We start from the raw sequence: 23909 nt of genomic DNA, 5'->3' as shown, positions 1-23909 counted from the left end.
ATCATGCCCTGCGCCGCGAAGAAGTTCGAGTCGGAGAGGCCCGAGATGTTCTCGAGCGGCTACCAGGATGTGGACTACGTCCTGACGACCCGCGAGGCGGCGGGCATGATCAAGGAGGCGGGCATTGACCTGCCGAACCTGCCGGACGGCGAGTTCGACCTCCCGCTGGGGATGTCTACCGGCGCGGGCGTGATCTTCGGCGCCACCGGCGGCGTCATGGAGGCCGCGATCAGGACCGCATATGAGGTGCTGACGGGCCGCGCGCTGGACAACCTCGAAGTGACCGCAGTCCGCGGCATGGACGGCATCCGCGAGGCGACGGTGGACATTGACGGCTTGAAGGTGAAGGCCGCCGTGGCTCACGGTCTGGCGAACGCCCGCACTTTGCTCGAGGCGATAAAGAACGGCGAGTCGGACCATCACTTCATCGAGGTGATGGCGTGCCCCGGCGGATGTCTGGGCGGCGGCGGACAGCCGTTCCCGACTACCCCTGAGGTCAGGATGGCCCGCGCGAAGGCCATCTACGAGGCCGACAGGGGACTTCCCATGCGCAAGTCGCACGAGAACCCGGCGGTGATCGAGCTCTACGAGCAGTTCCTCGGCAAGCCGAACGGCGAGATGTCGCACAAGCTGCTGCACACTCACTACACGGTGAGGGAGAGCAACCCCGCCATCGAGATGCCGGAGGAACTGGCGGGTACGCGCTAGAGGCCGATCTGCGGCCGCAGGCTCTATACGAGGGTCAATGGAGCGCGGCAGGGGCGTCCGTCATGTATCGCTCGAGACTCGTTTCGGGCGGCGCAGGACGCGCCCCTGCCGGTTCTTATTCGGGTCCAGTTCGCTGACCCGGGATCGGAAGTCTGACACTATGGAACACGATCATTCGCACAACATTCGGATAGATGAGAGCGTAAACATCGGCGGCTACATGCAGCCGGATCAGATATGGGGCATACTCAACGAGGTGAAGCCGCCTGACCAGGAGGAACTCGATTCGATCCTCGAGACGGCGCGCGCGCTGAGGGGGCTAGACGACCGGCAGTTGGCGGCGCTCCTTGCGATCACGGACGCGGGCATGATGGAGCAGATGTTTCAGGCCGCCCGGGAAGTCAAACAGACGGTCTACGGAAAGCGCGTCGTGTTCTTCGCGCCGCTGTACCTGTCGAACTACTGCACGAACAACTGCCTCTACTGCGGGTTCCGGCACGACAACAAGGACCTCACCCGCACTCATCTCGAACCCGAGCAGATTCGTGAGGAAGTCGCGGTATTGCTCGCCGAGGGGCACAAGCGGCTGCTGCTCGTGGCCGGAGAGGACCCGCGCAAGTCATCCATCGAGTACCTGGAGGAAGCAATCTCTGCGGTCTACGGTACGCACACGGAAGACGGCGAGATACGGCGCGTGAACGTCAACGCCGCGCCGATGACGGTCGAGGACTTCCGCAGGCTCAAGGCATGCGGCATCGGCACGTACCAGATATTCCAGGAGACATACCATCCCGAGACGTACAAGTACGTGCATCCGAGCGGAAAGAAGGCTGACTACTTGTGGCGGCTGACGGCGCTCGACCGCGCGATAGAGGCCGGGATAGACGACGTCGGCATCGGCCCGCTTTTCGGCCTCTACGACTTCCGGTACGAGTGTCTCGCACTGCTCTCCCACATCCGGTACCTGGAGGCGAAGTTCGGGATCGGGCCGCACACCATATCCATCCCGAGGCTCGAGCCGGCGCTCAATGCCCCGGTCGCCGTGGAGCCGCCCCACCCCGTTTCGGACACGGATTTCCGCAAGATCGTGGCCGCTCTGAGGCTGGCAGTCCCCTACACCGGCATGATCCTCTCTACCAGGGAGCAGGCCGACCTGAGGGATGAGCTTTTCGCCCTGGGAATCTCACAGATCAGCGCGGGCTCGTGCACTTCGCCCGGCGCGTACAAGAAGAAGGCGCAACACGCCCCTGAGGCCGAGCAGTTCGAGATCGGCGACACCCGGAGCCTGGCGGAGTTGATCGAGACGCTCTCCGAGAAGGGCTATATCCCGAGTTTCTGCACGGCCTGCTATCGGCTCGAGCGAACCGGCGACCGGTTCATGTCGCTGGCGAAGGCCGGGGACATCGGGCACATGTGCCTGCCGAACGCGATCATCTCGTTCCAGGAATACCTGCTCGACCACGCGACCCCCGAGGCGAGAGAGGCCGGTGAGCGGTTGATTGACGAGCAGCTCGAGGAGCTTCCGGAGACACACCGCCAGAGGGTCAGACTGATGCTCGACGCGCTGCGCGAGGGCAAGCGGGACTTGTATGTCTAGTGCGCTACTGGACAAGGCCCGCCGCACCGGCGAACTGACGCGGGATGAGATCATCGGCCTGCTCGCGCTCTCCGACGAGGACGATATCGCCGCGCTGGTGGCGGCCGCCGACGCGGTGCGGAAGGAATGCGTCGGAGACGACGTGCACATCCGCGGGCTGATCGAGTTCTCGAACATCTGCGCGCGGGACTGCCTCTACTGCGGCCTGCGGAGGGACAACGCGGACGTCCACCGTTACCGCATGCCGATCGAGGAGATCGTCGAGACGGCGGCCGGAATCGCGGCGAAGGGCATCGGCACGATCGTCCTCCAGTCCGGCGAGGACCCCTGGTTCACCGCCGGGCGGATGGCGGAGATCATCAGGGGCATAAAGTCGCGGGCCGACTGCGCTATCACGCTCTCCGTCGGAGAGCGGTCCTGGGACGACTACCGCATCATGAAGGAGGCCGGCGCCGACCGCTACCTCCTGCGCCACGAGACCGCGAGCCCCGATCTGTACGCGCGGCTTCACCCGGACTCGGAGTTCTCCAACCGGCGCGAGTGCCTGCACAACCTTCGGGAACTCGGCTATCAGGTCGGCGCAGGCTGCATGGTGGGCCTCCCGGGGCAGACGGTCGAGGACATGGCGAGCGACGTGGAGTTCCTGCGCGAACTCGACGCGGACATGATCGGCATCGGGCCGTTCATCGCCCACCCCAACACCCCGCTCGCGGAGTGCCCCGGCGGAGACCTCACGCTTACGCTCAAGATGATCGCGGTCGTGCGGATCGTCACCCGAAATGCCCTCATGCCGGCGACTACGGCGATGGGCACCATTGACGAGTTCGGGCGCGAGAAGGCCCTGCAGGCGGGCGCGAACGTTGTGATGCCGAACTACACTCCGCTGAAGTACCGCGTGGACTACGAGATATACCCGAACAAGAGGTGCATCAACGAAGAGCCCGAGTTGTGCGACGGCTGCATGAGGGCTCGCATCCTCTCGATCGGCCGAACGGTGGCGGAAGGGCCGGGACACTCGTACAAGAGAAGATAGCGCCCGATTCCCGTCTACTGCTCGCTGAAGAGCACCGTGCTCAGGTAGCGCTCGCCTGTGTCCGGCAGGATCACCACGATCAGCTTGCCCCTGTTCTCCTCACGCTTCGCCACCTCGACCGCCGCCCAGGCCGCCGCCCCGCACGAAATCCCCGCGAGGATTCCCTCCTCCTTCGCCAGTCTCCTGGCGGTCACCAGAGCGTCGTCGTTCGTGACGCGGATCACCTCGTCCAGCAGTTCGACGCGCAGTACCCCCGGCACGAAACCCGCGCCGATACCCTGGATCTTGTGCGGGCCGGGCTGACCGCCCGAGAGCACCGGAGAGTCGTCGGGCTCCACCGCGACGGCCTTGAACCCGGGCTTCAGCGGCTTGATGTACTCCGCCACCCCGGTGATGGTGCCGCCCGTCCCGACTCCGCTCACGAAGAGGTCAACCCTGCCGTCGGTGTCCCGCCAGATCTCCGCCCCGGTGGTCTCGCGATGGACCCTCGGATTGGCGGGGTTGTCGAACTGCATGGGCATGAACGAGTCGGCAGTCTCGGCTGCGATTTCCTGCGCCCGTCTGATAGCGCCCTTCATCCCCTCGGCGCCCGGGGTGAGCACCAGTTCGGCCCCGAAGGCCTTCAGCAGGTTACGGCGCTCCATGCTCATCGTCTCGGGCATGGTCAGAAGCAGCCTGTACCCGCGGGCGGCGCACACCATCGCCAGCCCGATGCCGGTGTTTCCGCTGGTCGGCTCGATGATCAACGTGCCAGCCTTGATCAGGCCCTTCTCCTCGGCGTCCCCGATCATGCTGAGGGCTATCCGCTCCTTGACGCAGCCCGCGGGATTCTGAGACTCGAGCTTCGCCGCGACCTCGGCGGCGGCCCCTTCGGCCAGCTTGTTGAGCCTGACGAGCGGCGTGCCGCCGATCAGCTCGGTCACGTCACCGGCGATCTTGCTCATGACTGTCCTCCATGCCTCAAAGTTGTCTCACACACTCCAGAACCTCGGCGGCGTGTCCCTCGACCTTCACCTTGCGCCAGATCCTGCGAATCGTGCCTTGCCGATCTATCACGAATGTCATCCTCTCGATGCCGAGGAAAGTGCGCCCGTACATGGATTTCTCCTTCATCGCCCCGTAGGCCAGCATGACCTGCCTGTCGGCGTCGGACAGCAGCGGGAAGGGCAGGTCGAGCTTCGACGCGAACCGCTCGTGCGTCCTGACGCTGTCGGAGTTGACGCCGAGGACGACCGCCCCGGCTCTCCCAAACTCATCTATCGCATCCCGAAACTGGGACGCCTCCGCCGCTCACCCGGAAGTGAAGTCCTTCGGGTAGAAGTAGAGCACGACGTGCTTCTTCTCCCGGAAATCCGCCAGGGCTATGGTGTTTCCGCCGGTCGCCGGAAGAGCGAACTCCGGCGCCGCGTCTCCTTCGCGCAGCATCTCCCGTGACTCCTCCTAGAGCGAGAACCGCTCCCAGTGGATGTTCCTCCTCGGAACACCCAAGCTCTGTAGAATGCGCCTGACATGATTCATCATGGCGGCCGGCCCGCAGACGTAGAAGCTCTTGCCGGCGAGGTTCGCCCCGCATTCCCGCAGGATCAGATCGCGGCTGACGTGCCCCCGATCACCCTGCCACCCGTCGTCGGGTTTGTTGAGCACATGGACGACGCGCAGACCGAGGCCGCCGGAACTCGCAATATCGTCAAGTTCCTTGCGAAATACGATGTCGCCTTCGGTCTCGTTGCCGTAGACCAGGAGCGCCTTCACGTCCGACGAGGCCGCTCTCATCGCGCGGATCATGCTCATCAGCGGCGTGATTCCGATGCCTCCCGCGATGAAGACCAGGTCGTTCTCCGACGGGCGCATGGCGCTCGAAAAGACCCCGAACGGGCCCTGAACGGCCACCAGGTCGCCCTTGCGCGCCTGCCTGACGGTCGCGGTGAAGTCGCCGGAGTTCTTTATCGTGAAGCTCAACACCCCGGACTCGAGCGGCGCGGATGAGATGGTGAAGGGGTGCTCCTCCGAAGGCACGGCGCTGCCTCTGAGGAAGCGAATGAACGCGAACTGCCCGGGAACGTGGCGGACGATCGCGCGCCGCGTCGGCGCGAGCCTCAGTGTAGTCACGTTCTCCGTCTCCGGAGTGACGTCCAGCACGACATGCGGCGATCCGGCCGCCCTGCTCGGGGCGATCAGCTTCGTGTAGACGTAGGCGCATGCGGCGACTGCGAGGAGGGTCAACGGAACGATCCGGAATGCAGGGGCCTCGCGGACCTGGCCCACAAACGAGGCATGCGCGCATCCGAGCAACAGGGCTGCGACGGCAAGAAGATTGTGGCCTGCCCGCCACCGCTCGAAGCTGATCCGGAGAGTCAGGCGGTACAGGCTGGTCAGAGCCAGACACACGAGGAGCATCAGAGAGAGCTTGCCGACGAGTATTCGCGGGCTCTGGTTGAACGAGGTCAGCAGGCTCCATCCTCCGTGTGCGGCGGCTACCAGCACCGGGTGGGCGGCGAGGAGCATCACGGCGCAGATTGCCATCGCCCGGTGGAATCGGAAGACCGTGTCCAGCCCGACTCCCCGCTCGATCCACCTCGACCTCGACGCGAGCACGAACTGCAGGGAGAGGACCGTCAGTCCGCTCAACCCGAACCACAGAGCGGCTATGATCAACCGCGAATCCTCCCCCATCACGCCGAACGCCATCGAGGCCGTCAAGGGGGCGGCAAGTGCGAGCAGATGCAGCACGACTTTGGTTGCCATGATACAGTCCTTGTTCCCCCGACGGGGCATCTGTAAACCACGCGGTTCGCGCTGACGAGGACTACCGGCACGCACGCATTTACGGCAGGGAAGACCCGCCGCGTCTCAAAGGCAGGAGCAGCGCGCCCACGGCCCCCAGCAGCGCCGCGCCGGCGCACAGCCACAGCGCCGACGAGAACGACCCCGCCGCATCCGCCATCGCCCCGGCCACTGACGGACCCGCCGCCTGCCCGATCCCGAAGAAGAGCGTGATGAATCCCAGGGCGGCCGGAGCCAGCCTGGAGCCCAGCAAGTCGCCGCACGTTGCCGCCATGATCCCCGGAATGCTCCATGCCGAGAGACCAAACAGAACCGCCGATAGGGTGAATCCGGCGGGAGCCGGCCACAATGGGAACAGGCTGAAGGCCAATGCGTGGACCCCGTAGACGATGGCCAGCGCCCCCTTTCGCCCGATGCGGTCCGACACCGACCCCCAGATCAGTCCGCAGATCAGGCTGAACCAGCCCATCACCATGAACAGCCGTCCCGCCTCGGCTTGCGTGTAGCCGCCGTCGGCGATCAGGGACTTCGTGAAGAAGGTCATGTATATGATGTACGAGAACCCGAAGGCGACATAGACCAGGCCCAGAAGCCACACGATCGGCTTGTTGTAGACGTCGCCCAATCGCATCGGGCCGCGTTGTCCGGAAGAGGCGGCCCGCTCCTCGGGACCGGCGCCGACCGGTCTCAGGCCGAGGTCGGAGGGTTCGTTGCGCAGAAGCGCGGCGGCGGCGACCGTCAAGACCAGCGCCGCCCCGCCGAAGATGAACCAGCACGCGCGCCATCCGCCGCCGCCGTACACCGCCAGGATGCGGGTAACCAGCGGCCCGGTTACGATCAGGGCGATGGACGAACCCGCCACTGCCACGCCCGCGGCGAGGCCCCGCCGACGCGGCGCAAACCACGAGGACATTAGTCCCATCGTCGGTACGTTGCTGGCTCCGCTGCCGATGCCGGTGAGAGTCCGCCAGACCGCCGCGGAGGCGAAGTCGCCTGCAGTCCCGGTCATCATCATGGCAATGGCCGCCAGCGCGAGCCCGGATGCGATGACCGCGCGTGGCCCGAAACGCGAGGCTAGCGCGCCGCCGACGACGCAGGACGCAAGGTAGCCCACCAGATTCGCGGTGGCAAGCCCTCCCGCCTGAGTGTTGTCCATCCCCAGACCCGCCTGCATGGACGGAAGCACGACCGAGTACGCGAACCGCCCCAGTCCCAACGAACCGAATACGACCATGGTGCCCATGCCGAGCACGATCCAGCCGTAGTGGAATCGCATGGTCTCGGGAACGGAGTTCGGAGTTGCCGCCAAAGCCATCCTCCCATGCCCCGCAATGCCGACCCTGCGCCCCGAGAGACGAGTACATCGGCCAGGACAGGCGTTGCGGGAAGCGCCTGCAGGTGCATGGTTCCCTGTTCGCGATCTACGGCGTGTTTCCTCGTTGGGCTGACGAACCCCTCCGCCTTACTGCATTCGGGGTTCTGTGAGAACGGAAGCGACTCGAAGCCTGTTAGGGGGCATATACGACCAACTCCGGAGACCCGGGAAGTTGAAATCAACTACCAGGTTCCGGAGTCCGTCGTAAACAGGTTGGGAGCGGGGGCATCCTTCGTCAGCTTGCACCAATCGCGCTCGCTGAGTGGATGGTCAGACGGTACCAGCTGGCGAAGAATCGCAGGCGCTAGTGTCTTCGCGAGCCCTAGTTCGCCAAATTCTCACCACGTGATATGACATCTTAACGCGGCCATGCAATAATGAAGATGTCCCGAAGGCGTTTCTGCAACTACCATAGGAGGGTCAGGAGATGGCACACGACATCTGGATCGAGAATGGGTCCGCGTCCATGATGTACTATGGGGATCCGCCGTGGCACGGACTTGGAACGGAACTGCACGAGCCTGCAACGGCCAGAGAGGCCATCGAGGCCGCAAGGCTGGATTACCAGGTGCTCAAGAAGCCAGTGTTCGCCCGCGACGAAGGCGACGTCCACACCTCTCCGCTGCAAACGAAGCTGTTTGCGCTTGTGCCGTCCGACAGATGGGGGAAGAACGATTGCCCTGTCTACGGCATCGTGAGTGACCAGTATGCACCGCTGCAGAACGGCGAGGCATTCGAGTTCTTCGATCCGATCGTCGGGGCCGAAGCGGCGATCTACCACACCGCTGGCGCTCTCGGAAAGGGCGAGCGGGTCTGGATACTGGCGAAGCTCCCTTCGAACATCAGAGTCGTCGGCGACGACATCGTGGACAAGTACCTCCTGCTGAGCAACAGTCATGACGGCAAGAACAGCGTTCAGGTCAAGTTCACGCCGATCAGGGTGGTCTGCCAGAATACTCTCACGATGGCTCTGAGCGAGGGACCTACGATAAAGGTTGCCCACACTCGTGATCTCCACCAACGTCTGGATCAGGCACGGCAGATGCTGGGGCTCGTGAATACCCGGTACGGCGAGATAGAGGCGGCGTTCCGCCAGATGGTGCGGGTTCAGATGAACGGCGATCGCCTCGACGACTACCTGCGTTTCGTCTTTCCAGACCCGGCTGATCCACTGAATGAGCGGGCAGCTGAACGCGTGCAGAACAACCGGCAGTGGAGCGAGTATCTCTTCGACCAGGGGAAAGGGAACGCCGCCCCGGGGGTCAAGGGCACTCTCTGGGCTGCGTACAACGGCGTCACGGAGTACATTGACTACGGACCCACATACGGCGGGCACACCAGGCGTCTCGGCAGTTGCTGGTTCGGCAACGGATATCTGACAAAGGCGCGCGCGTTTCGCGTGGCGGAGGCGAAGCTCGACACGTGGTCCAGGAACTGAGCAAGAGGAGGGGATATGCTGCGGTACTCGGTCTCACACAGAAAGCGGTTGATAGACAGCAAGCCCTGGCAGGATCACACCGGTCCGTTGCTGGTCTGGGATCGGGAACTGAAGGAGTGGGTGGCGCCCACGGACCTGAGATGCACTGAATGGATAGACTCCGTGCCGATCAGCGACGAAGAGGCAGCGCGGGTCGTGGAGACGGGGGAGCTTTCGGAGAGCATCCTCCGCAGGCTGGAGTACGAGATGCCCGATCCGTGGGATGATTGAGCACCCTGTGCCTATGCGCGCGGCTGTGAATAGTCAAGGAGACTCAACTGCGTCTGGAGCAGCTGTTGACACCTGTCGCCAGCAACGAACTGCAAGCGTACGTTACAGCCAGAGGAGGAGGACATGGTGAACTCAGTGTTTCCGGCACCGGACAGGTCAAACCTTCATCCCGGACCTAAGGCGCCGGGCAAGACGGATGCTGATATCGGCTACGCGGTCGGCCAGTTGGCCGACGGCCGGCCATTCAGAGCTGAGATGTGGGCGGAGGATGGTGTCTCAGTGCTTGCCTTCTTCTTGTCAACTCGGGGAATCGAATACCTCTCCAGGGATGATCTGATCAGCCTTCTCGAATCTAATGGCCTGGTCGAGTTCCTAAGTGAAGATAAGCGCTTTCTCGGAGTCGCCAAATTCAAGGATCCCTCAGGGAATGAGATGTTCTCGCTCAACGTTGTCATCGGCGACGAGGACGAACTCTACGCTGATTCGAGCGTGAAGCTGAGTCGGTACACGAACAACGACAGGCAGCCATAGACGCGCAGACGCGTCACGCCGGATCGCCCTGCAGGTCACGCCACGCATCAAGGTACTTGTTCAGGCGATCCGCGTCCTTCGGAGTGATCTGCCGTAGTCTGAGCACATTGAGGTTGTCTTCCAGATCCGCCAGCTTGACCGATCGAGCTGTGGGGTCTGTTCGGATACGGGCGAGGTAGTCGGAGTATTCCTCGCCGTCGCGCCGGGTCAGTTGATCGATGAGAGCCAGGACATCCTCCGAGCAGCCCTGGTCTCTCAGTCCGTCGAACGTCCATGACGTGTCTTCCACCACGTCATGCAGCACGGCGGCCATCATGCCGATCTCCGTATCCTGCTTGAGCATCACTCTCAGCGGATGGAGGATGTAGCTCTCTCCGGCTTTGTCCTTCTGACCCTGGTGTGCCCGGACGGCGAGAACGACAGCATCTTCAAGCGTCATTCGTCCCTCCTCACTGAGTTCTGCAGGCGCGATCAATCACGCGCTTCTGCCATCGGATGATAACACAGCAATCATGCTCCGAGCAATGACGTTGGGCGGACGCAGGTGCCCTAGTGCCGGAGGTCGCAGAGATGTTGCCTAGCGCGAGTATCTCGGAAGCCCACGCGACTCTTGACACCTTCCTCTTTGTGGGCTAAGATGAGGCTGTTCCGCACGGGCGTTCGTGCGGATGGTCGGCGGCCCGGCACCTGCCAGCGACCGGAGCGATCCACCTTCCGGTCATAGAGGCGCTCCTCTAAGCCTCCGGGTAGGTCCGACCCCGCCATTCCTGGTGACACGCGTCACGCGCAAGCGACAGCAATGGTCGCTTCGCAGCGCCGGACTTCCGGCGACTCAGGCTCAACCGGGGCTTCGCAGATCGGGAGCAGATAACCATGGGCGAAGATTCGAATTCCACGATCAGCAGCATCATTGATAACCGTGGCGAGAACACTCTCCTGGCCGGGATCAAGCGGATGGGCGGCGGCGGTCAGGAGATCAGCATCGCAACCGCCTTCTTCTCCCTCGATGCCCTCCTCCTCCTGGCCGATGACCTCGCCGAGTACGAGCGCATCCGAATCCTGTTCGGGGACGATGCCAACCCGAAGCAGCGCCGGCAGCTCCTCACCATGCTCAGGATGAAGTCGGACACCGACCTCCTGAAGCAGCGGGAGAACGCGCCGCTCCTCACCGCTCTGCAGAAGATGGAGGCGCTCTTCCTGGAGGGCCGAGTCGAGGCCCGATGCTACACCCCGAAGAAGTTCCATGCAAAGGCATACCTTGTCGCCCGCCCAAGAATCCATCCGTCTCGGATGGCGGTCATCGGCAGTGGGAACTTTACGCGGCCCGGGCTCGAGCAGAACATCGAACTCAACGTCGAACTGACGCCCGAGCAGACCTCCCAGCTCGCCGAATGGTACGAGGAGATGTGGGCGGAGGCGCAGGAGGATGTAGTCACAGACGATGTCCTCGCGGAGATCCGCCGGCAGATCACCCTCTACGAGCCCTACATCCTCTACCTGAAAGCCCTTTACACCTGGGGGTTCGACCGACACGGGCTGCCTACCAGGGATACGAGCCGGCTGCTGAACATGCTGGATAAGCATCAGGAGGAAGGCTACGGCCAGGCCCTCAAGATCATCGAGCGGCAGAACGGTGTCATGATCTGCGACGGAGTCGGTCTCGGTAAGAGCTTCATCGCCCTCGCCCTCATGGAGTACTACCTTCGCGAAGGCAAGAAGGTCCTGCTGATCGCGCCCAAGAACATCATCGAGAATAGCTGGAAGTTCTATCTCAACGACTATCTCTCACGCTACCGAGAACCCTACGGAAGCATTCACTACGAGGCGATGACCGCCTTCGGCTACGACCCGGAGGATCCCGACGTGAAGGACGAGGACCTCTGGCTGCTTGACGGGCTCGCAAGCCAGGTCGATGTTATCGTTATCGACGAGTCTCACAACTTCCGAACGACAAGCTCCAACCGCTACAAGAACCTCTGGCGGATCGTCGAGCCGTTCGACGGCAACAGGAAGAAGCTCATTCTCCTGACCGCGACCCCGCTCAACACCGCCTATCAGGACATCAGCGCCCAGCTTGCCCTCGTGACCCACGAGAAGGGCTCCATCGGGGCGTACACCGTCCAGCAGATCAGGAAGTACGCGAACGCTCTCGACAAGGACAAGCCGGAATACGACCCATCCGGACAGCTTGCTCTTCACCTCGCGGAGACTCCGAGCGAAGGGCTCAACCGCGTGCTTGAGGCCGCCCTCATCCAGAGAAGCCGCAAGACCTGCAAGGCCCTCTCCCGCGCGGCCGGCAGACCTCTCCGCTTCCCGAAGCGGAAGGACCCTGAGTGCATCGAGTGTACCATCGGCGCGGAGAGCGAGGAGTACCGCAAGCTGATCAACGGAGCCGAGCGAATCTTCCGCCCCGGCGTCGTCTACTTGAGGGAATTGCAGAAGGCGACCCAGGAGGCGAAGGAGCAGCCGGAGAGCGTCGAGGGGAAGAAGACTCCGCACGCCCCGAAGAAAGGTATCAGCCTCGCCGCGTTCCTGACGGAGCAGTACCGGTTCAAGCCCGAGCCGGGACAGAAGCAGTACACCGACGAGGTCCACCTCGCCGGTCTGGTGTACGCTAACACACTGAAACAACTCGAAAGCAGCCCTGTCGCCTTCCAGGGAATCATCCAGAGCCTCGCGGTAGGACTCCTCGCCCGGCTGAAGTTCGTCTTCGGAGATGCCGTGAGTGACGTTATCGAGGAGCACTCCCCCTGGGCCCGGACTCCTCTCCTTCCCGTGAACGAAGCCGAGCCGGAGGAGTGCGACAGCACCGATATCATCGAGGACGGCGATACCGTAGACGCCTCCGGCGACGAGGCGGACGAGTGGCTGCAGATTGCCGTCCGGTCGAGAGGACTGCAGAAGAAACTGCGAGACTTCACCGAGGAGAAGTACGACCGCGAACGATGGAAGAACGGAATCATCGCCGACCTCGGATACCTGCGACAGATTCACGACGCGATTCTGAAGGCGAGGCAGCAACCTGATCCCAAACTGGAACAGGTGTGCCCGGTCATCCTCGAGGAACTGGCGAAGAAGAGCCGCGTTCTCGTCTTCACCCAGAGCCGCCGGACCGCCGAGTATCTCGAACAGGAACTCAAAGCTCGGCTGACCGGCTTCAATGTCGCCCGGATAGATTCTCGTGTAGAGGACACCCGCGCCGCCATCCTGTATGCGTTCTGCCCATTCTACAACCCGGAGAAGCATGCGCCGTCCGTTCCCAAGCGGATTGACGTTCTGATCTCCACAGACGTGCTCAGCGAGGGCGTGAATCTCCAGGAGGCAGGGGTCATCCTGAACTACGACATCCACTGGAATCCGGTCCGGCTCATCCAGCGGATCGGCCGCGTTGACCGGCGACTCGACGAGAAGGACACTCGCCCGAATCCCCAGTTCTCGATCTACAACATCTTCCCCGCGCCGGAGATCAACAAGATCATCAACCTCGTCGGATCGGTCGAAAAGCGGACACTGAAGATCAGCAAGGCGCTCGGACTCGATGAGTCGTTCTTCAAGAGCACCGACCCGGCCGGAACGCTGAAGGAGTTCAACAAGCTCTACGAGGGCGAGATGAAAGCCGTGGATGTCGCTTCCACGAAGTACGTGGAAGTCTTCGACAAGCCTGACCCGGAGATCGCCGCACTCCTGGAGAAGCTCCCGCCCGGCGCATTCGGTGTGTGGGGCAACGCGCCGAAGGACGGGCTCTTTGCGCTCTTCACGATGGAAGCGACGGAGAAGGCCTCCGAGGCCGACAGGGCGAAATTCGCTCAGGTGATCGGAAGGCCGGTCCTGGTTCTGGAGCAGACGGGACTGCCGGTCTGTCATGACGCGGGAGAGATACTCGATATCCTCTCGAAGACGGTGGAGGGTGAATCCTCCGGCGTTCCGACGAACGAGGGCGAACTCTCGAAGCGCCTTACGAAGCTGAAGAACTCCGTGCGCGGGCTGTTCTCCGACATCGGGCTGCCCGGCACGATACTCCCCCGGCTCGAATGCTGGATGGAACTGCGGAAGGGGAACGGATAGATGATGATCAGGCCGCAGGACCTTCAGGTCATCAACGAGAGGGAGAAGCTCTTCGAGTTCCTCGGCTCAAAGTTGCAGTGGCCGGTATCCGCAGATGATACATTCATGTACCGCGTGGAACTTGAGGGAGAGAAGCTTCCCGAGACCTCGGTTGGACGCATTCCGCCCTTCACCGGTGGCGATCCCTTTGCGATCTTTCTGGTGGAATCGGAGAGGCCTTTCCTGCGAGGCGATCTCCGCGAGATACTTCGCCAGATAAGGGGGCAGATTCGGAAGCAGGCCGCGTTTGACAGCCGTGGTCTGGAAGAGATCATCTTCATCTGTGCATCCAGGCACTACGACGATATCCGCTTTGCCCACTTCACGGAGCAGGAAGGCCGTCAGCCAAGACTTAGTTCGTTCGGGTGGGATCGGGATTCGGGTCACGGCCTGCGCACGCTGTGCGAGTACAACCTTCCCGCCCTCACGCTGTCCGCAGACATGTTTGGCGAGGTTGACTGGAAGACAGCGAAGCCCGAGTGGCTCCGCGCCTGGAACGTTCAGCAGGTCACCGTACGCTTCTTCCTGACCTTCAAAGAGAGATTTCGCAAGTTCTTCGGGTATTTCCGGAAGCAGGGCGCCGAAGCTAAGTGGGCACACGACTTCACCCTTCAGACGTTCAGCCGGATCATCTTCCTGTACTTCATCCAGAAGAAGCCTGGACCTGACGGCAGGTACTGGCTGGGCAATGACAAGAACTTCCTGTCATCCTTCCTGGAGGCCTACAATGATTCCGCCTCGCCCAAGGACACCTTCTACTCAGACTGGCTGAGCGTGCTCTTCTTCGGGGCGTTCAACGGCAGCCCCACGGCTTCTCTCTCAAAGTACAGGAGCCGCTTCCCAGAGAGCGTGCTCGACGCACTCGCTTCTGCCCCATACCTGAACGGTGGGCTCTTCACTGAAACGGATTTGGACTCGGAGCTGGCATCTACTATCCCCGACGCTCTCGTCAAGGAGTACCTGGAGTTCCTCGATTCCTACAACTTCACCGTCGCGGAAACCACCCCTCTAGATGTGGAGGTGGCTGTGGACCCCGAAATGCTCGGCCGCATCTACGAGAGCATGGTGAACATCGAGACTGAAGATGGCGAGGAGTTCTTCGACGAGCGGGCAACTGCCGGCATCTTCTACACTCCACGCGTGGAGATAGACATGATGTGCCGTCTCGCGGTTGTAGACTGGCTCTGCAACCACCTCGGCGAAGAGAGGCGCAGCCTCTTCTACCGAACGATCTTCGCTTCCGCGCTGGCGGAAAAGGCCGACGCCGACAGGGAGATGATGGAAAACGGTCTGTGGGGAACGGTGGACTCCCTTCTGCGCGATATCACGGTCGTAGACCCCGCATGCGGCTCGGGCTCTTTCCTTGTGGGAATGCTGTTGGTTCTCGATGATCTGAGGGCGCGCGCCAATCAGATACTGGGTGAGAGGCAGCTCGCCCACACGCGCAGGAAAGACATCATCGAGAGAAGCCTCTACGGGGTGGACTGCAAGGAATGGGCCGTTCGCATGGCGGAACTGCGCCTGTGGCTTCAGCTCGTCGTCGAGACTGATCTGACCCAATCGGAGCTTGTGGACAGTCCGCTCCTGCCGAACCTGTCCTTCAAGGTTCGCGTGGGCGATAGCCTGGTGCAGGACATCGGGAAGGTCAACCTGTGCCTGCACCATTCGCACAGAAGGCTCTCCCCCGGCCTGTCGGGCCGGCTGGAGAGGTTGAAGGGAGCTAAGCGGCAGTTCTTCCGAAATGAGCCTTCCCACTTGTTCCCAAACAAGGAGCATCTGGAGGCTGAGGAGTTGTCGCTGTTCCAGGCAATCCTCCTGGAGAGACAGACCGCGGTGCGCCAGGAGATACAGCGGATTGATACGGAGAAGCTAGGCGGGAAGCAGGCCACGCTCGAGGGCGGCATTGTGGACTCGGTTTCAGAGAAGGACCGTGCCGTCCTCGAAGAGAGGAAGCAGACTCTCAGCGATGAACTCGATCAGCTCGTCACGGCGCGTGATGCTCTGAGCCGAGCGCAATCTCCGCCCTTTGCCTGGGATATTGCCTTCGCCGAGGTCTTCGAGATCGGCAATCGGGGATTCGATATCGTGGTAGGCAACCCTCCGTACGTGCGCCAGGAGAAGATAACCGATCCGTTGGAGCGCTGGAAGGACCCTGCGCAGTACAAGGCCCGGCTTCGGCGGTCGGTTTACGCCGCCTACCCGGACTTCTTTGGGTACCGCGCCCACAAGGTCACCGATCCCGACAAGCCGGAGGCCGGAGTCGCGCGGAAGATCGATGGGAAGAGCGATCTCTACATCTACTTCTACCTCCACGGCCTGAAGCTTCTCAATGAGAAGGGATCGTTCTGCTTCATCACTTCGAACTCATGGCTCGATGTCGGCTATGGAGCGGACCTGCAGGAACTGCTCCTGCGCCAGGGCCAGGTCAAGCTTGCCATAGACAACGAAGTCAGGCGCAGCTTCTCGGAGGCCGATATCAACACGGTGATAGTTCTTCTCTCTCCGCCGTGCGGCAAGACGGACTGCGGCCTCTCCCGGACCGCCCGCTTCGTCTCCTTCAGAGTTCCGTTCGAGGACTCGCTCTCCACCATCCTCTTCGAGGAGATTCAGGAAGCGGAGGGTCGTGTGAGCCGTCCGGAGTTCCGAGTTATCACAGCCCCGCAGTCCGCTCTGCTACAAGAAGGTATGAAGGAGGACGACGGGAAGGCGAAGCCGCCGAAGTACGCAGGCGGGAAGTGGGGCGGCAAGTACCTCCGCGCTCCGGATATCTACTGGACGATCATCGAGCGGGCGGGCGATCGGCTCGTCCCCCTCGGCTCTCTCGCCGAGGTTCGGCGCGGCTTCACGACGGGCGCGAATGATTTCTTCTATGTGCGCATGGAGGACAAGCAGAGACCGGATTCCCCGGATGTCCGAATAGTGACCGATGCCGGAACGACGCATGTTCTTCCACGGTCAGTTCTACGACCAGCCATCGTGCGGCCTGGTCACATCACAGTTCCGCGCCTTGAGGAGTCTGTGGCGGATTATCAACTCGTCTGTATCCCACCGATGGAGATGGAGAAGTTGCCGGCCAAAGTGCAGGAGTATGTGAAGTGGGGCAGATCACTGGGCTTTGCGGAAAGGTCCACGCTTCGCGGCAAGCGATTCTGGTACGTTATCGAGCCCAGAGAACCTGGGTGGATACTAACTCCGATGGTTCGAAAGCGCCGCTCGATGGTTGCCTGGAACGAAGGGCGTCTCCAGGTGGATCACAATCTCTTTGAGGTGCTACCTCATGCTCAGGTTAACTGCCAAGTGCTGCTGAGTTCGCTACTTGCTTCCTTCTCGGCGCTTGATGCAGAGCTAACTGGACGTGCGAACCTTGGTATGGGGGCCCTCAAGACCGAGGGGATGGATATCGAGCGTTTCACGGTACTGAACCCCAGCCTGCTTACTTCAGATGGGACTACCGCCTTGGCTCAAGCTTTCGAGAGGTGTGCTGACCGTCGCATAGAGATGCTCTGCGACGACGTCCGGAGGAACGACCGCAAGTCCCTGGATGATGCATTCCTTCTGGCAGCGGGTTTCGAGGACAAGCACGAACGTTCCCGGCTTGTGGATGAACTGGAAGATGCTGCTTGCCGGATGATCTGGCGTAGACAGGCCAAAGCAGGGAACACGCGCGAATCCCGGCAGACCTACGACGAGTGGCTGGCATCGGGCGAGCCCTTTGGTGATACCGGGCCTGAAGAGGATTCCTGAGGAGGAGATGGCCAAACTTACTCAACTCAACGGTTTCCAGGTAGCAGGACGATTGAGCGACTTACGCGAATTTCGCGACTTGTTCTGTCGCTATACCTACGAGCTGAGCCCTTCTGAACGCCCGTTTGGCGATCCCGAGCTAACTCCGGAGGGACAGGACATCAAGCGTAGTATGGACACAAAGCTGTTTGGTGTGATAGAGACCATGGGTCTGGCTGGGACCTACACAATAGTGGACTATACCGCTCCGCCTGCTCTGGGCGGGACTCGAAGGCAGATCGACCCCATGCGTAACATAGATCAACTCCATCGTTACGAGATACACCCTCGTCATATTGTGAGCATGATCGATACGACCATTGGCGTGCTGGAACGTGAGCTTCGTCCTGCATGGATCCGGACGTTCTGGCCATTCTACTGGATTCATAGGATGGTTGCCCGGCTTATTGCCTACCCCTTTGATCTGTGGTCGGACGCTACCGGGAGCAAGACGTCTGCAGTTACGGCATTCCTTCAGGGCACCGGGACGTTTCTGGGTACCCTGGCGGCGGATGTTCTTGTATCCATCACAGTTCTGGAGAAGCTTGGCTTTTTGGACGCCGTCATCAACTGGCTACGCACAATCTTCCACTAGACATGCCTCGACGCGAAGGGCGTGGACTGCGAGCAGTGGGAGCGGGAGATAGACGAGCGCGTCTCGGCACTGTACGGGCTGTGAGAGGAGAGGCAAACCGTAATGCCTGAGAAAGAGTACATCATCTTCTGTGATGAATCGGACAAGGACGGCAAGTACTACTCCAATTTCTACGGCGGCGTATTGGTCGGAGCGTCTCAGTACCAGAGGGTCACGGATCGGCTGAACACGCTGAAGAAGGAACTCAACCTCTTCGGCGAGATCAAGTGGGCAAAGGTCACGCAGACGTACCTGCCCAAGTACGAGCAGATGGTCCGCGCCTTCTTCGAGGAGATCATCGCGGGCAAGCTCAAGGTTCGTGTGATGTTTACGCAGAATGCGCTCGAAGCGCAGGGTCTCACCGAAGAGCACATCGACCAGGAATACTTCATCCTATACTACCAGTTCGTCAAGCACGCCTTCGGGCTCAGACATCTTAGGACGACTGCACCGCAGACGCGCCTGAGGCTCTATTTCGACCAGTTCCCGGATACAAAGGAGAAGGTGGCGACTTTCAAGGGATATCTGCACGGGCTTCAACACACTGAGGAGTTCCGCAAGGCAGGGATCACGATAGCCAAAGAGGATATCGCCGAGGTCCATTCCCACGATCACGTCCTGCTGCAATGTCTGGATATCGTAGTGGGCGCGATGACCTTCAGGCTGAACGACAAGCACAGATTGAAGCGGCCCGGGGAGCGGCTACGGGGCAAGCGGACAATAGCCAAGGATAAGCTCTACAAGATCATACTTCAGGAAATCCGCAAGACGCATCCGGGCTTCAACATCGGGATCAGTACAGGCAGAGCGAGCGGGGTGCGGAGCCGCTGGACGGCATGCTATGCGCATTGGTGCTTCCGTCCGGCGTCGTGGGTCTATCACGCATCGCGGACTAAGCGACAAAAGGAAAACCCCACTTAGCCTACATGAATATCTGACGCATAACGTCAGACTTCGGCTAAGCAGGGTTTATTGACTTGATTATACCACCTCGGGAGGAAATGTCAAGAAGTTTTCTACAGCCGGGGCGCCCTCGCGCAGAAGTGCCTCGACGCCAAGAGCGTGGACTGCGAGCAGTGGGAACGTGAGATCAACGAGCGGGTGTCGGGGCTGTACGGGCTGTGAGAGGAGAGGCGATTGTTCCTCATGTATGTAGATGAGAGCGGCGACTGCGGGCTTCGCGGCTCTCCGACAGACTACTTCGCTCTAACCGGATTGGTCGTTCATGAACTGCGCTGGCGTCCCTACCTCGATCAGTTGATCGACTTCCGGCGGCGCATGAAGGAGAGCTTCGGTCTCCGACTGCGCGAGGAGATTCACGCTCCCGCGCTGATCAGCCGTCCGGGCGACCTCGTGCGAATCCCTCGAAACAATCGGCTCACGATCATCCGCGGGTTCGCCGAGGAATTGGCGCAGATGGCGGAGCTCAACGTGATGAATGTGCTGGTGGACAAGCGGGGAAAAGCTCCCGACTACGATCCATTCGAGGCCGCATGGAAGGCGCTGATACAGCGATTTGAGAATACCATCCAACATCACAACTTCCAAGGACCTGCCAATCCGGATGATCGCGGGATGATCTTCGCAGACCACACGGATGACAAGAAGCTGGCCGATCTCCTGCGCCGGATGCGGCGGTATAACCCAATCCCGAACAGGCGCGATATCGGCGAGGGTTACCGGAACATCGCGCTTGCGAACGTCATAGAGGATCCGAGCTTCCGTGATTCTGCCACCTCATACTTCGTGCAGGCGGCCGATCTCTGCGCGTTTCTGCTCTATCAATACGTCTGCCCGAACGCATACATCAAGAAGAAGAGCGGACACGGATACTTCCCGAGGCTGGAGCCGGTGCTGTGCAAGGTCGCGTCGCCGGGAGACCCGCACGGGATCGTGAGGCTGTAGAAATGAAAAAGGGAAGCTTTCGCTCCCCCGGAGGAATCCTACTACCCGGACAAGCCGAGGTTCAGATTCCATAGATAGTGTACCACAGATATTCGGGGTTTTCATCCTTTGTCAAGAAAGTTTTTTCAGATTCCTGAAGAATCGTTTCGGAGAGCTGAGGAACGAACCGGAAGATCGACGAGCGTGTCTCGGCGCTCTACGGGCTGTGATGGGAGAAGCGAACGATGCATCGATATAGACTACCAGATGGCGCTGAAGCTCAGTTCCAGCCGGGATCGCACAGACGAGTGCTCGCGAATCGCCTAGGAATCATCCGCAAGCGAGACATGGACCAGGCAGAGTATGAGGCTTTGGTCCAGGTTCAAGAGCGCTATCTGCACATCATCACGTCGGATACGCGCTTCACCGCCGTTCTGCTCCGCAAAATGCATCGGGACTGGCTCGGCGGTATCTACGAATGGGCGGGCGATTATCGCACAGTGGACATGGAGAAGGGCGGATTCCGCTGGCCGCCCGCCAAGCTGGTCGAACAGAACGTGGCATGCTTCGACGCCGATATCCTTACTCGCCATACCCCGTGCAAGCCCGGCAAACTGCCGGAGGTCGGGCGGGGAATCGCTGTTGTCCATGCAGAGTTCTTGCTGATTCATCCCTTCCGCGAAGGAAACGGGCGGCTCGCGCGCTGGTTGGCGAGTCTGATGGCGCTGCAGGCCGGACTGCCGACGCCTGACTACCGCTTCGAGGGACGAGGATCGAGAGCGGAGAAAGTGCGATACCTGGATGCCGTGACGCGCGGCTATGTAAGGGACTATCGTCCCTTGGCTGACTTCTTTGTCGAGACGCTGGCACGCCGTTTGGAGCATGACGGCTGAGCGGTGGATGTTCGGATGCGCGCCCCCTCGAAGGCCGAGGACTGCCGCGCATCGGCTGCGAGTGTTTCGCGCCGACGTTGCGCATTGCGAATGTGAGGGTTCGATCCGGCAAGAGAAGGCATGACTCACCCCTGTGCAGGCTTCGCACCTGCCATCTGTATTCTACCACAGATGTGGCGCTCAGGCAACACTCAGCGATCTGAAAGGAGGTCTGACTATGGCGACATCGGATGTGACGGCAGTAGGCACGGCCTTCGAGATGCTTCTGGAGGCGATCGAGGGCGTTGTGGATGATGTGAACGAGACGGGATCGAATGCCTTCAAGCAGGGAAGGCACGACGCCGCGCGGAAGGTCCTCGAACAGGCGGATGTCCTGATGGGCTTCCGGCGGAAGATCACCACACTCCGGGACGAGTGGGCGTCCATCTACTCCGAGCAGGAGGATGAGGTCAAGGAGGCGGTTGGCCGCAGGAACCTCGGCAGGATTCCCCGGGGTGTCAAGACCCCGGAGAAGGCATACTACGTCCCGATCCTTCGCACCCTCGTCGAGATGGGCGGCAGCGCGAAGACTGCCGACGTATGTGATGCCGTATACCGCAAGATGAAGCGCATCCTGAAGCCGATCGACATGGAGCCGCTCAACTCCGAGCCCCACGATCCGCGCTGGCGGAACACCGCCCAGTGGGCACGCAACGAGTTGAGGGAGCAGGGCCTCATCGCCGGCGACTCCCCCTTCGGTGTCTGGGAGATCACTGACGCCGGGCGTGAGTTCTTAGAAAGGAATGGCTGAGATGGCTGACGGAACGATGCCGACGCCGAACCTAGAAGAGGCTGCCAAGTCGCTGACAGACTTCTATGGCGGAACCGCACTCACGGCGAAGATAGCCCAACTGGAATCCTGCATCGCCGGGAAGTGCACCGGGGATGTGGCGCCTCTCCTTTGCGACGAGGGAGTATGCAAGGATGTCCTAGATTCGGCATTCCTGTTCAAATCGGTGGCGGGTCAGATCAACGTCGTCATTCATGCGGTGGCAACGCTTGTCTCCCTGCCACGCATTCTGGAGGACGGTGAGACAGTGGAATACGCATCCCTAGGCGCGGGGAACACAGGTCGCGAGTTCGACCTGGCAACCGATCGGCGAGTGGCCGAGTTCAAGCTGATCCAATGGCAGGGCGGGGCGGAAGCCATCCGCCAGAACCAGCTTTTCAAGGACTTCTTCACTCTTGCGGAATACGACGGCAACAAGCAGCGATGCCTTTATGTCCTGGGAACACATCATCCGCTCAAGTTCCTGAATGGAAACCGGGCACTCGACAGTGTTCTGAGCAGGAACGACGCCGTGAAGCAGGCGTTCTTCGACAAGTACGGCGATCGGTACAAGGTGGTCTCCGAGTATTACCACGCCAACAAGCATCTCGTGGAGATCATCGATCTCACCGAGATCGTCCCTGAACTCGATCACCTGAAGCCGTATGAGAAGACGCGCGTCCTGTAGGCGCGGGTCGCGCCCGGACGAAGCGTGCGTCCTGACGAGAGTGGTGTCAGTGCATCCAGACCTCCGCGGACGTTGCACGACCTGTTCGATAAGATGCCCGCCGACAAGGCCAGAGGCACCAAGGCAGAGGTCCGTCTGCGGTCAGAGGGGGATTGAGCAAGTAGCTTACGAGGGGGGCAAACAGCGCGAAGCTTCTGGAAGCGCTCGACCGATGGGACGAGATCATCGCAACGAATACTACAGAAGCGGGTGGGACTGGGAAGACCCGGCGAGAAGGGTGCACTTGGAGCCGGGAATGAAGCTGCTGGACTGGGACTGCGCTTTGTGGTTCGTGGTGCGCGTCGAGGAAGACGGCGTCGTCCTGGCGGACCGCTATCGCCTGGTGGAATCGAGCGATCCGTCGGAGCAGGACCTAGTTGGCCGAGTGATCAGCGAGGAGCGTTTCTGCTCCTGGGCCGAGATGAATGAGCAGACTATGTACACCTACGACGGCGAGTGAGATCGGATGAGCGCCGCCTGGCAGGATACGGAAAGGGCAGCGGAGATGCCTGATTTGAACGATGTGAAGCACGAACCGATGTCTTTGAAGGATTCGATTGGAGCATTCAGTCCGCTTCTCGTTTCGGAGGATCGAGGCTGAGGATGTTGTTGGTCGGTTCACTGTTATGAAGAACAGTTTCCAGGAAGAAGGACGGGGCATGCCCGAGCACATTGTCAAGTGGACTGAAGCTTATCAGGCTGAAGCCCACAGGAATCCCTGGTACTTTGTGATCCAGAATGAGGATATCAGAGCGGGCGAGCGTCTTACAGTGATCATGTATCCTGATCTGAGCGAACGAGTCAGGCTGGGCACTCTTGCAGAACCGGTAGACGACGGAGAGATTCAGGTGCCCCGAGTGATCGTGCATGAAGTCCTCACCAAGACGAATGCGCGGGAGCTGAGATCGGTGCTCACAGTGCTTGAGAAGACGCAGGCTCTGCCCTTCGAGGACGGGCTGCTCATGATCGTCCACTTGTTCTTCTGGCTGGTAGACTGGGACCGGAATAGAGATGGTGAACCCTCACTGCTGTCGGAACGTACCTTCCGCCACCTGCCAGCAGGTCTTCGGGAGAAGGACCAGGAGCTTATGCAGGAGCTACTCGCCCACCCTCTCACTACTGTTGACAAGTTGATTCTGCTCTGGCGCCACACCCAGGACAGCTTGGTAACCGGGCTGATGAAGCCCAAGGAGCCGAAGCCAGGCAGGTTCACTTATATGTTCTTCCCTCCGCCCTGGCTGAGTCCAGAGGACTTGCGGCGGCTGAACGGGGAAGGCTCTGCTGTACCCAAGATACCGGTACCGGTAGACGCCGACGTCGTACGACTGCTCGAGCAGATA

General features: G+C 61.0%; 21 protein-coding genes. 16 read left to right on the top strand and 5 right to left on the bottom strand.

The features are described from left to right. The 3 genes from KBC96_13965 to hydE form a co-directional block, all read left to right on the top strand. A partial coding sequence (locus tag KBC96_13965; GenBank protein MBP6965498.1) for an iron hydrogenase small subunit occupies positions 1-708 on the top strand: 708 nt, incomplete at its 5' end. Positions 709-868: 160 nt separating this feature from the next. Then, positions 869-2305 (top strand): [FeFe] hydrogenase H-cluster radical SAM maturase HydG, encoded by a 1437-nt coding sequence (gene hydG, locus KBC96_13960; GenBank protein ID MBP6965497.1) that lies wholly within the window; start codon positions 869-871, stop codon positions 2303-2305. Next, positions 2298-3338: a [FeFe] hydrogenase H-cluster radical SAM maturase HydE gene (hydE, locus tag KBC96_13955; GenBank protein MBP6965496.1), complete on the top strand. Its 1041-nt coding sequence runs from the start codon at positions 2298-2300 to the stop codon at positions 3336-3338. Before hydG ends, hydE begins: the two co-directional genes overlap by 8 nt. A 14-nt stretch (positions 3339-3352) precedes the next feature. Here the strand turns inward: hydE and cysK are convergent, their stop codons facing one another. From cysK to KBC96_13935, 4 genes are all read right to left on the bottom strand, one after another. Beyond that, positions 3353-4282 carry a cysteine synthase A gene (gene cysK, locus KBC96_13950; GenBank protein MBP6965495.1) on the bottom strand — a complete coding sequence of 310 codons (930 nt, stop codon included), beginning with the start codon at positions 4280-4282 and terminating at the stop codon, positions 3353-3355. A gap of 16 nt (positions 4283-4298) precedes the next feature. After that, positions 4299-4763 carry a peroxiredoxin gene (locus KBC96_13945; GenBank protein MBP6965494.1) on the bottom strand — a complete coding sequence of 155 codons (465 nt, stop codon included), beginning with the start codon at positions 4761-4763 and terminating at the stop codon, positions 4299-4301. A 15-nt stretch (positions 4764-4778) separates the two neighbouring features. Then, positions 4779-6083 carry a ferredoxin reductase family protein gene (locus KBC96_13940; GenBank protein ID MBP6965493.1) on the bottom strand — a complete coding sequence of 435 codons (1305 nt, stop codon included), beginning with the start codon at positions 6081-6083 and terminating at the stop codon, positions 4779-4781. A gap of 79 nt (positions 6084-6162) precedes the next feature. Beyond that, entirely contained in the window at positions 6163-7431 is a 1269-nt protein-coding gene (locus KBC96_13935; GenBank protein MBP6965492.1) for an MFS transporter, read from the bottom strand. A gap of 493 nt (positions 7432-7924) precedes the next feature. Here KBC96_13935 and KBC96_13930 point away from each other — a divergent pair, with 493 nt between their 5' ends. The 3 genes from KBC96_13930 to KBC96_13920 all read left to right on the top strand — a co-directional run bounded on the left by KBC96_13930 (position 7925) and on the right by KBC96_13920 (position 9736). After that, a complete protein-coding gene (locus tag KBC96_13930; GenBank protein ID MBP6965491.1) occupies positions 7925-8935 on the top strand; it encodes a DUF932 domain-containing protein in 1011 nt (336 codons plus the stop codon). A gap of 15 nt (positions 8936-8950) precedes the next feature. Then, positions 8951-9205, top strand: a complete 255-nt coding sequence (locus tag KBC96_13925; protein MBP6965490.1) for a hypothetical protein — start codon at positions 8951-8953, stop codon at positions 9203-9205. A gap of 123 nt (positions 9206-9328) precedes the next feature. Further along, on the top strand, positions 9329-9736 hold the full coding sequence (locus KBC96_13920) for a hypothetical protein (protein MBP6965489.1): 408 nt from the start codon (positions 9329-9331) through the stop codon (positions 9734-9736). A 13-nt stretch (positions 9737-9749) separates the two neighbouring features. Here the strand turns inward: KBC96_13920 and KBC96_13915 are convergent, their stop codons facing one another. Next, complete coding sequence (locus KBC96_13915; protein ID MBP6965488.1) at positions 9750-10175, bottom strand: HD domain-containing protein; 426 nt, start codon at positions 10173-10175, stop codon at positions 9750-9752. A gap of 434 nt (positions 10176-10609) precedes the next feature. On the opposite strand from KBC96_13915, the gene KBC96_13910 reads away from it, so the two are divergent. From KBC96_13910 to KBC96_13865, 10 genes are all read left to right on the top strand, one after another. After that, positions 10610-13801 (top strand): DEAD/DEAH box helicase family protein, encoded by a 3192-nt coding sequence (locus tag KBC96_13910; protein MBP6965487.1) that lies wholly within the window; start codon positions 10610-10612, stop codon positions 13799-13801. After that, on the top strand, positions 13802-17584 hold the full coding sequence (locus tag KBC96_13905; protein ID MBP6965486.1) for an Eco57I restriction-modification methylase domain-containing protein: 3783 nt from the start codon (positions 13802-13804) through the stop codon (positions 17582-17584). It abuts the gene before it with no gap. Between the two features lie 7 nt (positions 17585-17591). Next, positions 17592-18218, top strand: coding sequence for a hypothetical protein (locus KBC96_13900; protein ID MBP6965485.1), 627 nt, complete (start codon positions 17592-17594; stop codon positions 18216-18218). A 102-nt stretch (positions 18219-18320) separates the two neighbouring features. Continuing rightward, positions 18321-19178 carry a DUF3800 domain-containing protein gene (locus tag KBC96_13895; protein MBP6965484.1) on the top strand — a complete coding sequence of 286 codons (858 nt, stop codon included), beginning with the start codon at positions 18321-18323 and terminating at the stop codon, positions 19176-19178. A gap of 225 nt (positions 19179-19403) precedes the next feature. Further along, positions 19404-20162, top strand: a complete 759-nt coding sequence (locus KBC96_13890; protein MBP6965483.1) for a DUF3800 domain-containing protein — start codon at positions 19404-19406, stop codon at positions 20160-20162. A gap of 224 nt (positions 20163-20386) precedes the next feature. Further along, entirely contained in the window at positions 20387-21034 is a 648-nt protein-coding gene (locus KBC96_13885; protein ID MBP6965482.1) for a Fic family protein, read from the top strand. 217 nt (positions 21035-21251) lie between these two features. Next, the gene (locus tag KBC96_13880) at positions 21252-21824 is read left to right on the top strand and encodes a winged helix-turn-helix domain-containing protein (protein ID MBP6965481.1); all 573 of its coding nucleotides are present in this window, start codon (positions 21252-21254) and stop codon (positions 21822-21824) included. A gap of 136 nt (positions 21825-21960) precedes the next feature. Then, on the top strand, positions 21961-22530 hold the full coding sequence (locus KBC96_13875) for a hypothetical protein (GenBank protein ID MBP6965480.1): 570 nt from the start codon (positions 21961-21963) through the stop codon (positions 22528-22530). Between the two features lie 211 nt (positions 22531-22741). After that, the gene (locus tag KBC96_13870) at positions 22742-23029 is read left to right on the top strand and encodes a hypothetical protein (GenBank protein MBP6965479.1); all 288 of its coding nucleotides are present in this window, start codon (positions 22742-22744) and stop codon (positions 23027-23029) included. 97 nt (positions 23030-23126) lie between these two features. After that, positions 23127-23909 (top strand): hypothetical protein (locus KBC96_13865; GenBank protein ID MBP6965478.1); only part of this gene is annotated, 783 nt, incomplete at its 3' end.

The sequence above is a fragment of the Armatimonadota bacterium genome (assembly GCA_017993055.1).
Lineage (GTDB): Bacteria > Armatimonadota > UBA5829 > DTJY01 > DTJY01 > JAGONM01.
The sequence above is the reverse complement of the archived record's forward strand: the minus strand, read 5'-3'. Positions and strand labels throughout refer to the sequence as shown.

What these genes read in the sequence shown, in the direction of transcription:
- hydG (MBP6965497.1), top strand. Translation starts at nt 869, where the DNA reads ATGGAACACGATCATTCGCACAACATTCGGATAGATGAGAGCGTAAAC.
- hydE (MBP6965496.1), top strand. Translation starts at nt 2,298, where the DNA reads ATGTCTAGTGCGCTACTGGACAAGGCCCGCCGCACCGGCGAACTGACG.
- cysK (MBP6965495.1), bottom strand. Translation starts at nt 4,282, where the DNA reads ATGAGCAAGATCGCCGGTGACGTGACCGAGCTGATCGGCGGCACGCCG.
- KBC96_13940 (MBP6965493.1), bottom strand. Translation starts at nt 6,083, where the DNA reads ATGGCAACCAAAGTCGTGCTGCATCTGCTCGCACTTGCCGCCCCCTTG.
- KBC96_13930 (MBP6965491.1), top strand. Translation starts at nt 7,925, where the DNA reads ATGGCACACGACATCTGGATCGAGAATGGGTCCGCGTCCATGATGTAC.
- KBC96_13925 (MBP6965490.1), top strand. Translation starts at nt 8,951, where the DNA reads ATGCTGCGGTACTCGGTCTCACACAGAAAGCGGTTGATAGACAGCAAG.
- KBC96_13920 (MBP6965489.1), top strand. Translation starts at nt 9,329, where the DNA reads ATGGTGAACTCAGTGTTTCCGGCACCGGACAGGTCAAACCTTCATCCC.
- KBC96_13915 (MBP6965488.1), bottom strand. Translation starts at nt 10,175, where the DNA reads ATGACGCTTGAAGATGCTGTCGTTCTCGCCGTCCGGGCACACCAGGGT.
- KBC96_13910 (MBP6965487.1), top strand. Translation starts at nt 10,610, where the DNA reads ATGGGCGAAGATTCGAATTCCACGATCAGCAGCATCATTGATAACCGT.
- KBC96_13905 (MBP6965486.1), top strand. Translation starts at nt 13,802, where the DNA reads ATGATGATCAGGCCGCAGGACCTTCAGGTCATCAACGAGAGGGAGAAG.
- KBC96_13900 (MBP6965485.1), top strand. Translation starts at nt 17,592, where the DNA reads ATGGCCAAACTTACTCAACTCAACGGTTTCCAGGTAGCAGGACGATTG.
- KBC96_13895 (MBP6965484.1), top strand. Translation starts at nt 18,321, where the DNA reads ATGCCTGAGAAAGAGTACATCATCTTCTGTGATGAATCGGACAAGGAC.
- KBC96_13890 (MBP6965483.1), top strand. Translation starts at nt 19,404, where the DNA reads ATGTATGTAGATGAGAGCGGCGACTGCGGGCTTCGCGGCTCTCCGACA.
- KBC96_13885 (MBP6965482.1), top strand. Translation starts at nt 20,387, where the DNA reads ATGCATCGATATAGACTACCAGATGGCGCTGAAGCTCAGTTCCAGCCG.
- KBC96_13880 (MBP6965481.1), top strand. Translation starts at nt 21,252, where the DNA reads ATGGCGACATCGGATGTGACGGCAGTAGGCACGGCCTTCGAGATGCTT.
- KBC96_13870 (MBP6965479.1), top strand. Translation starts at nt 22,742, where the DNA reads ATGGGACGAGATCATCGCAACGAATACTACAGAAGCGGGTGGGACTGG.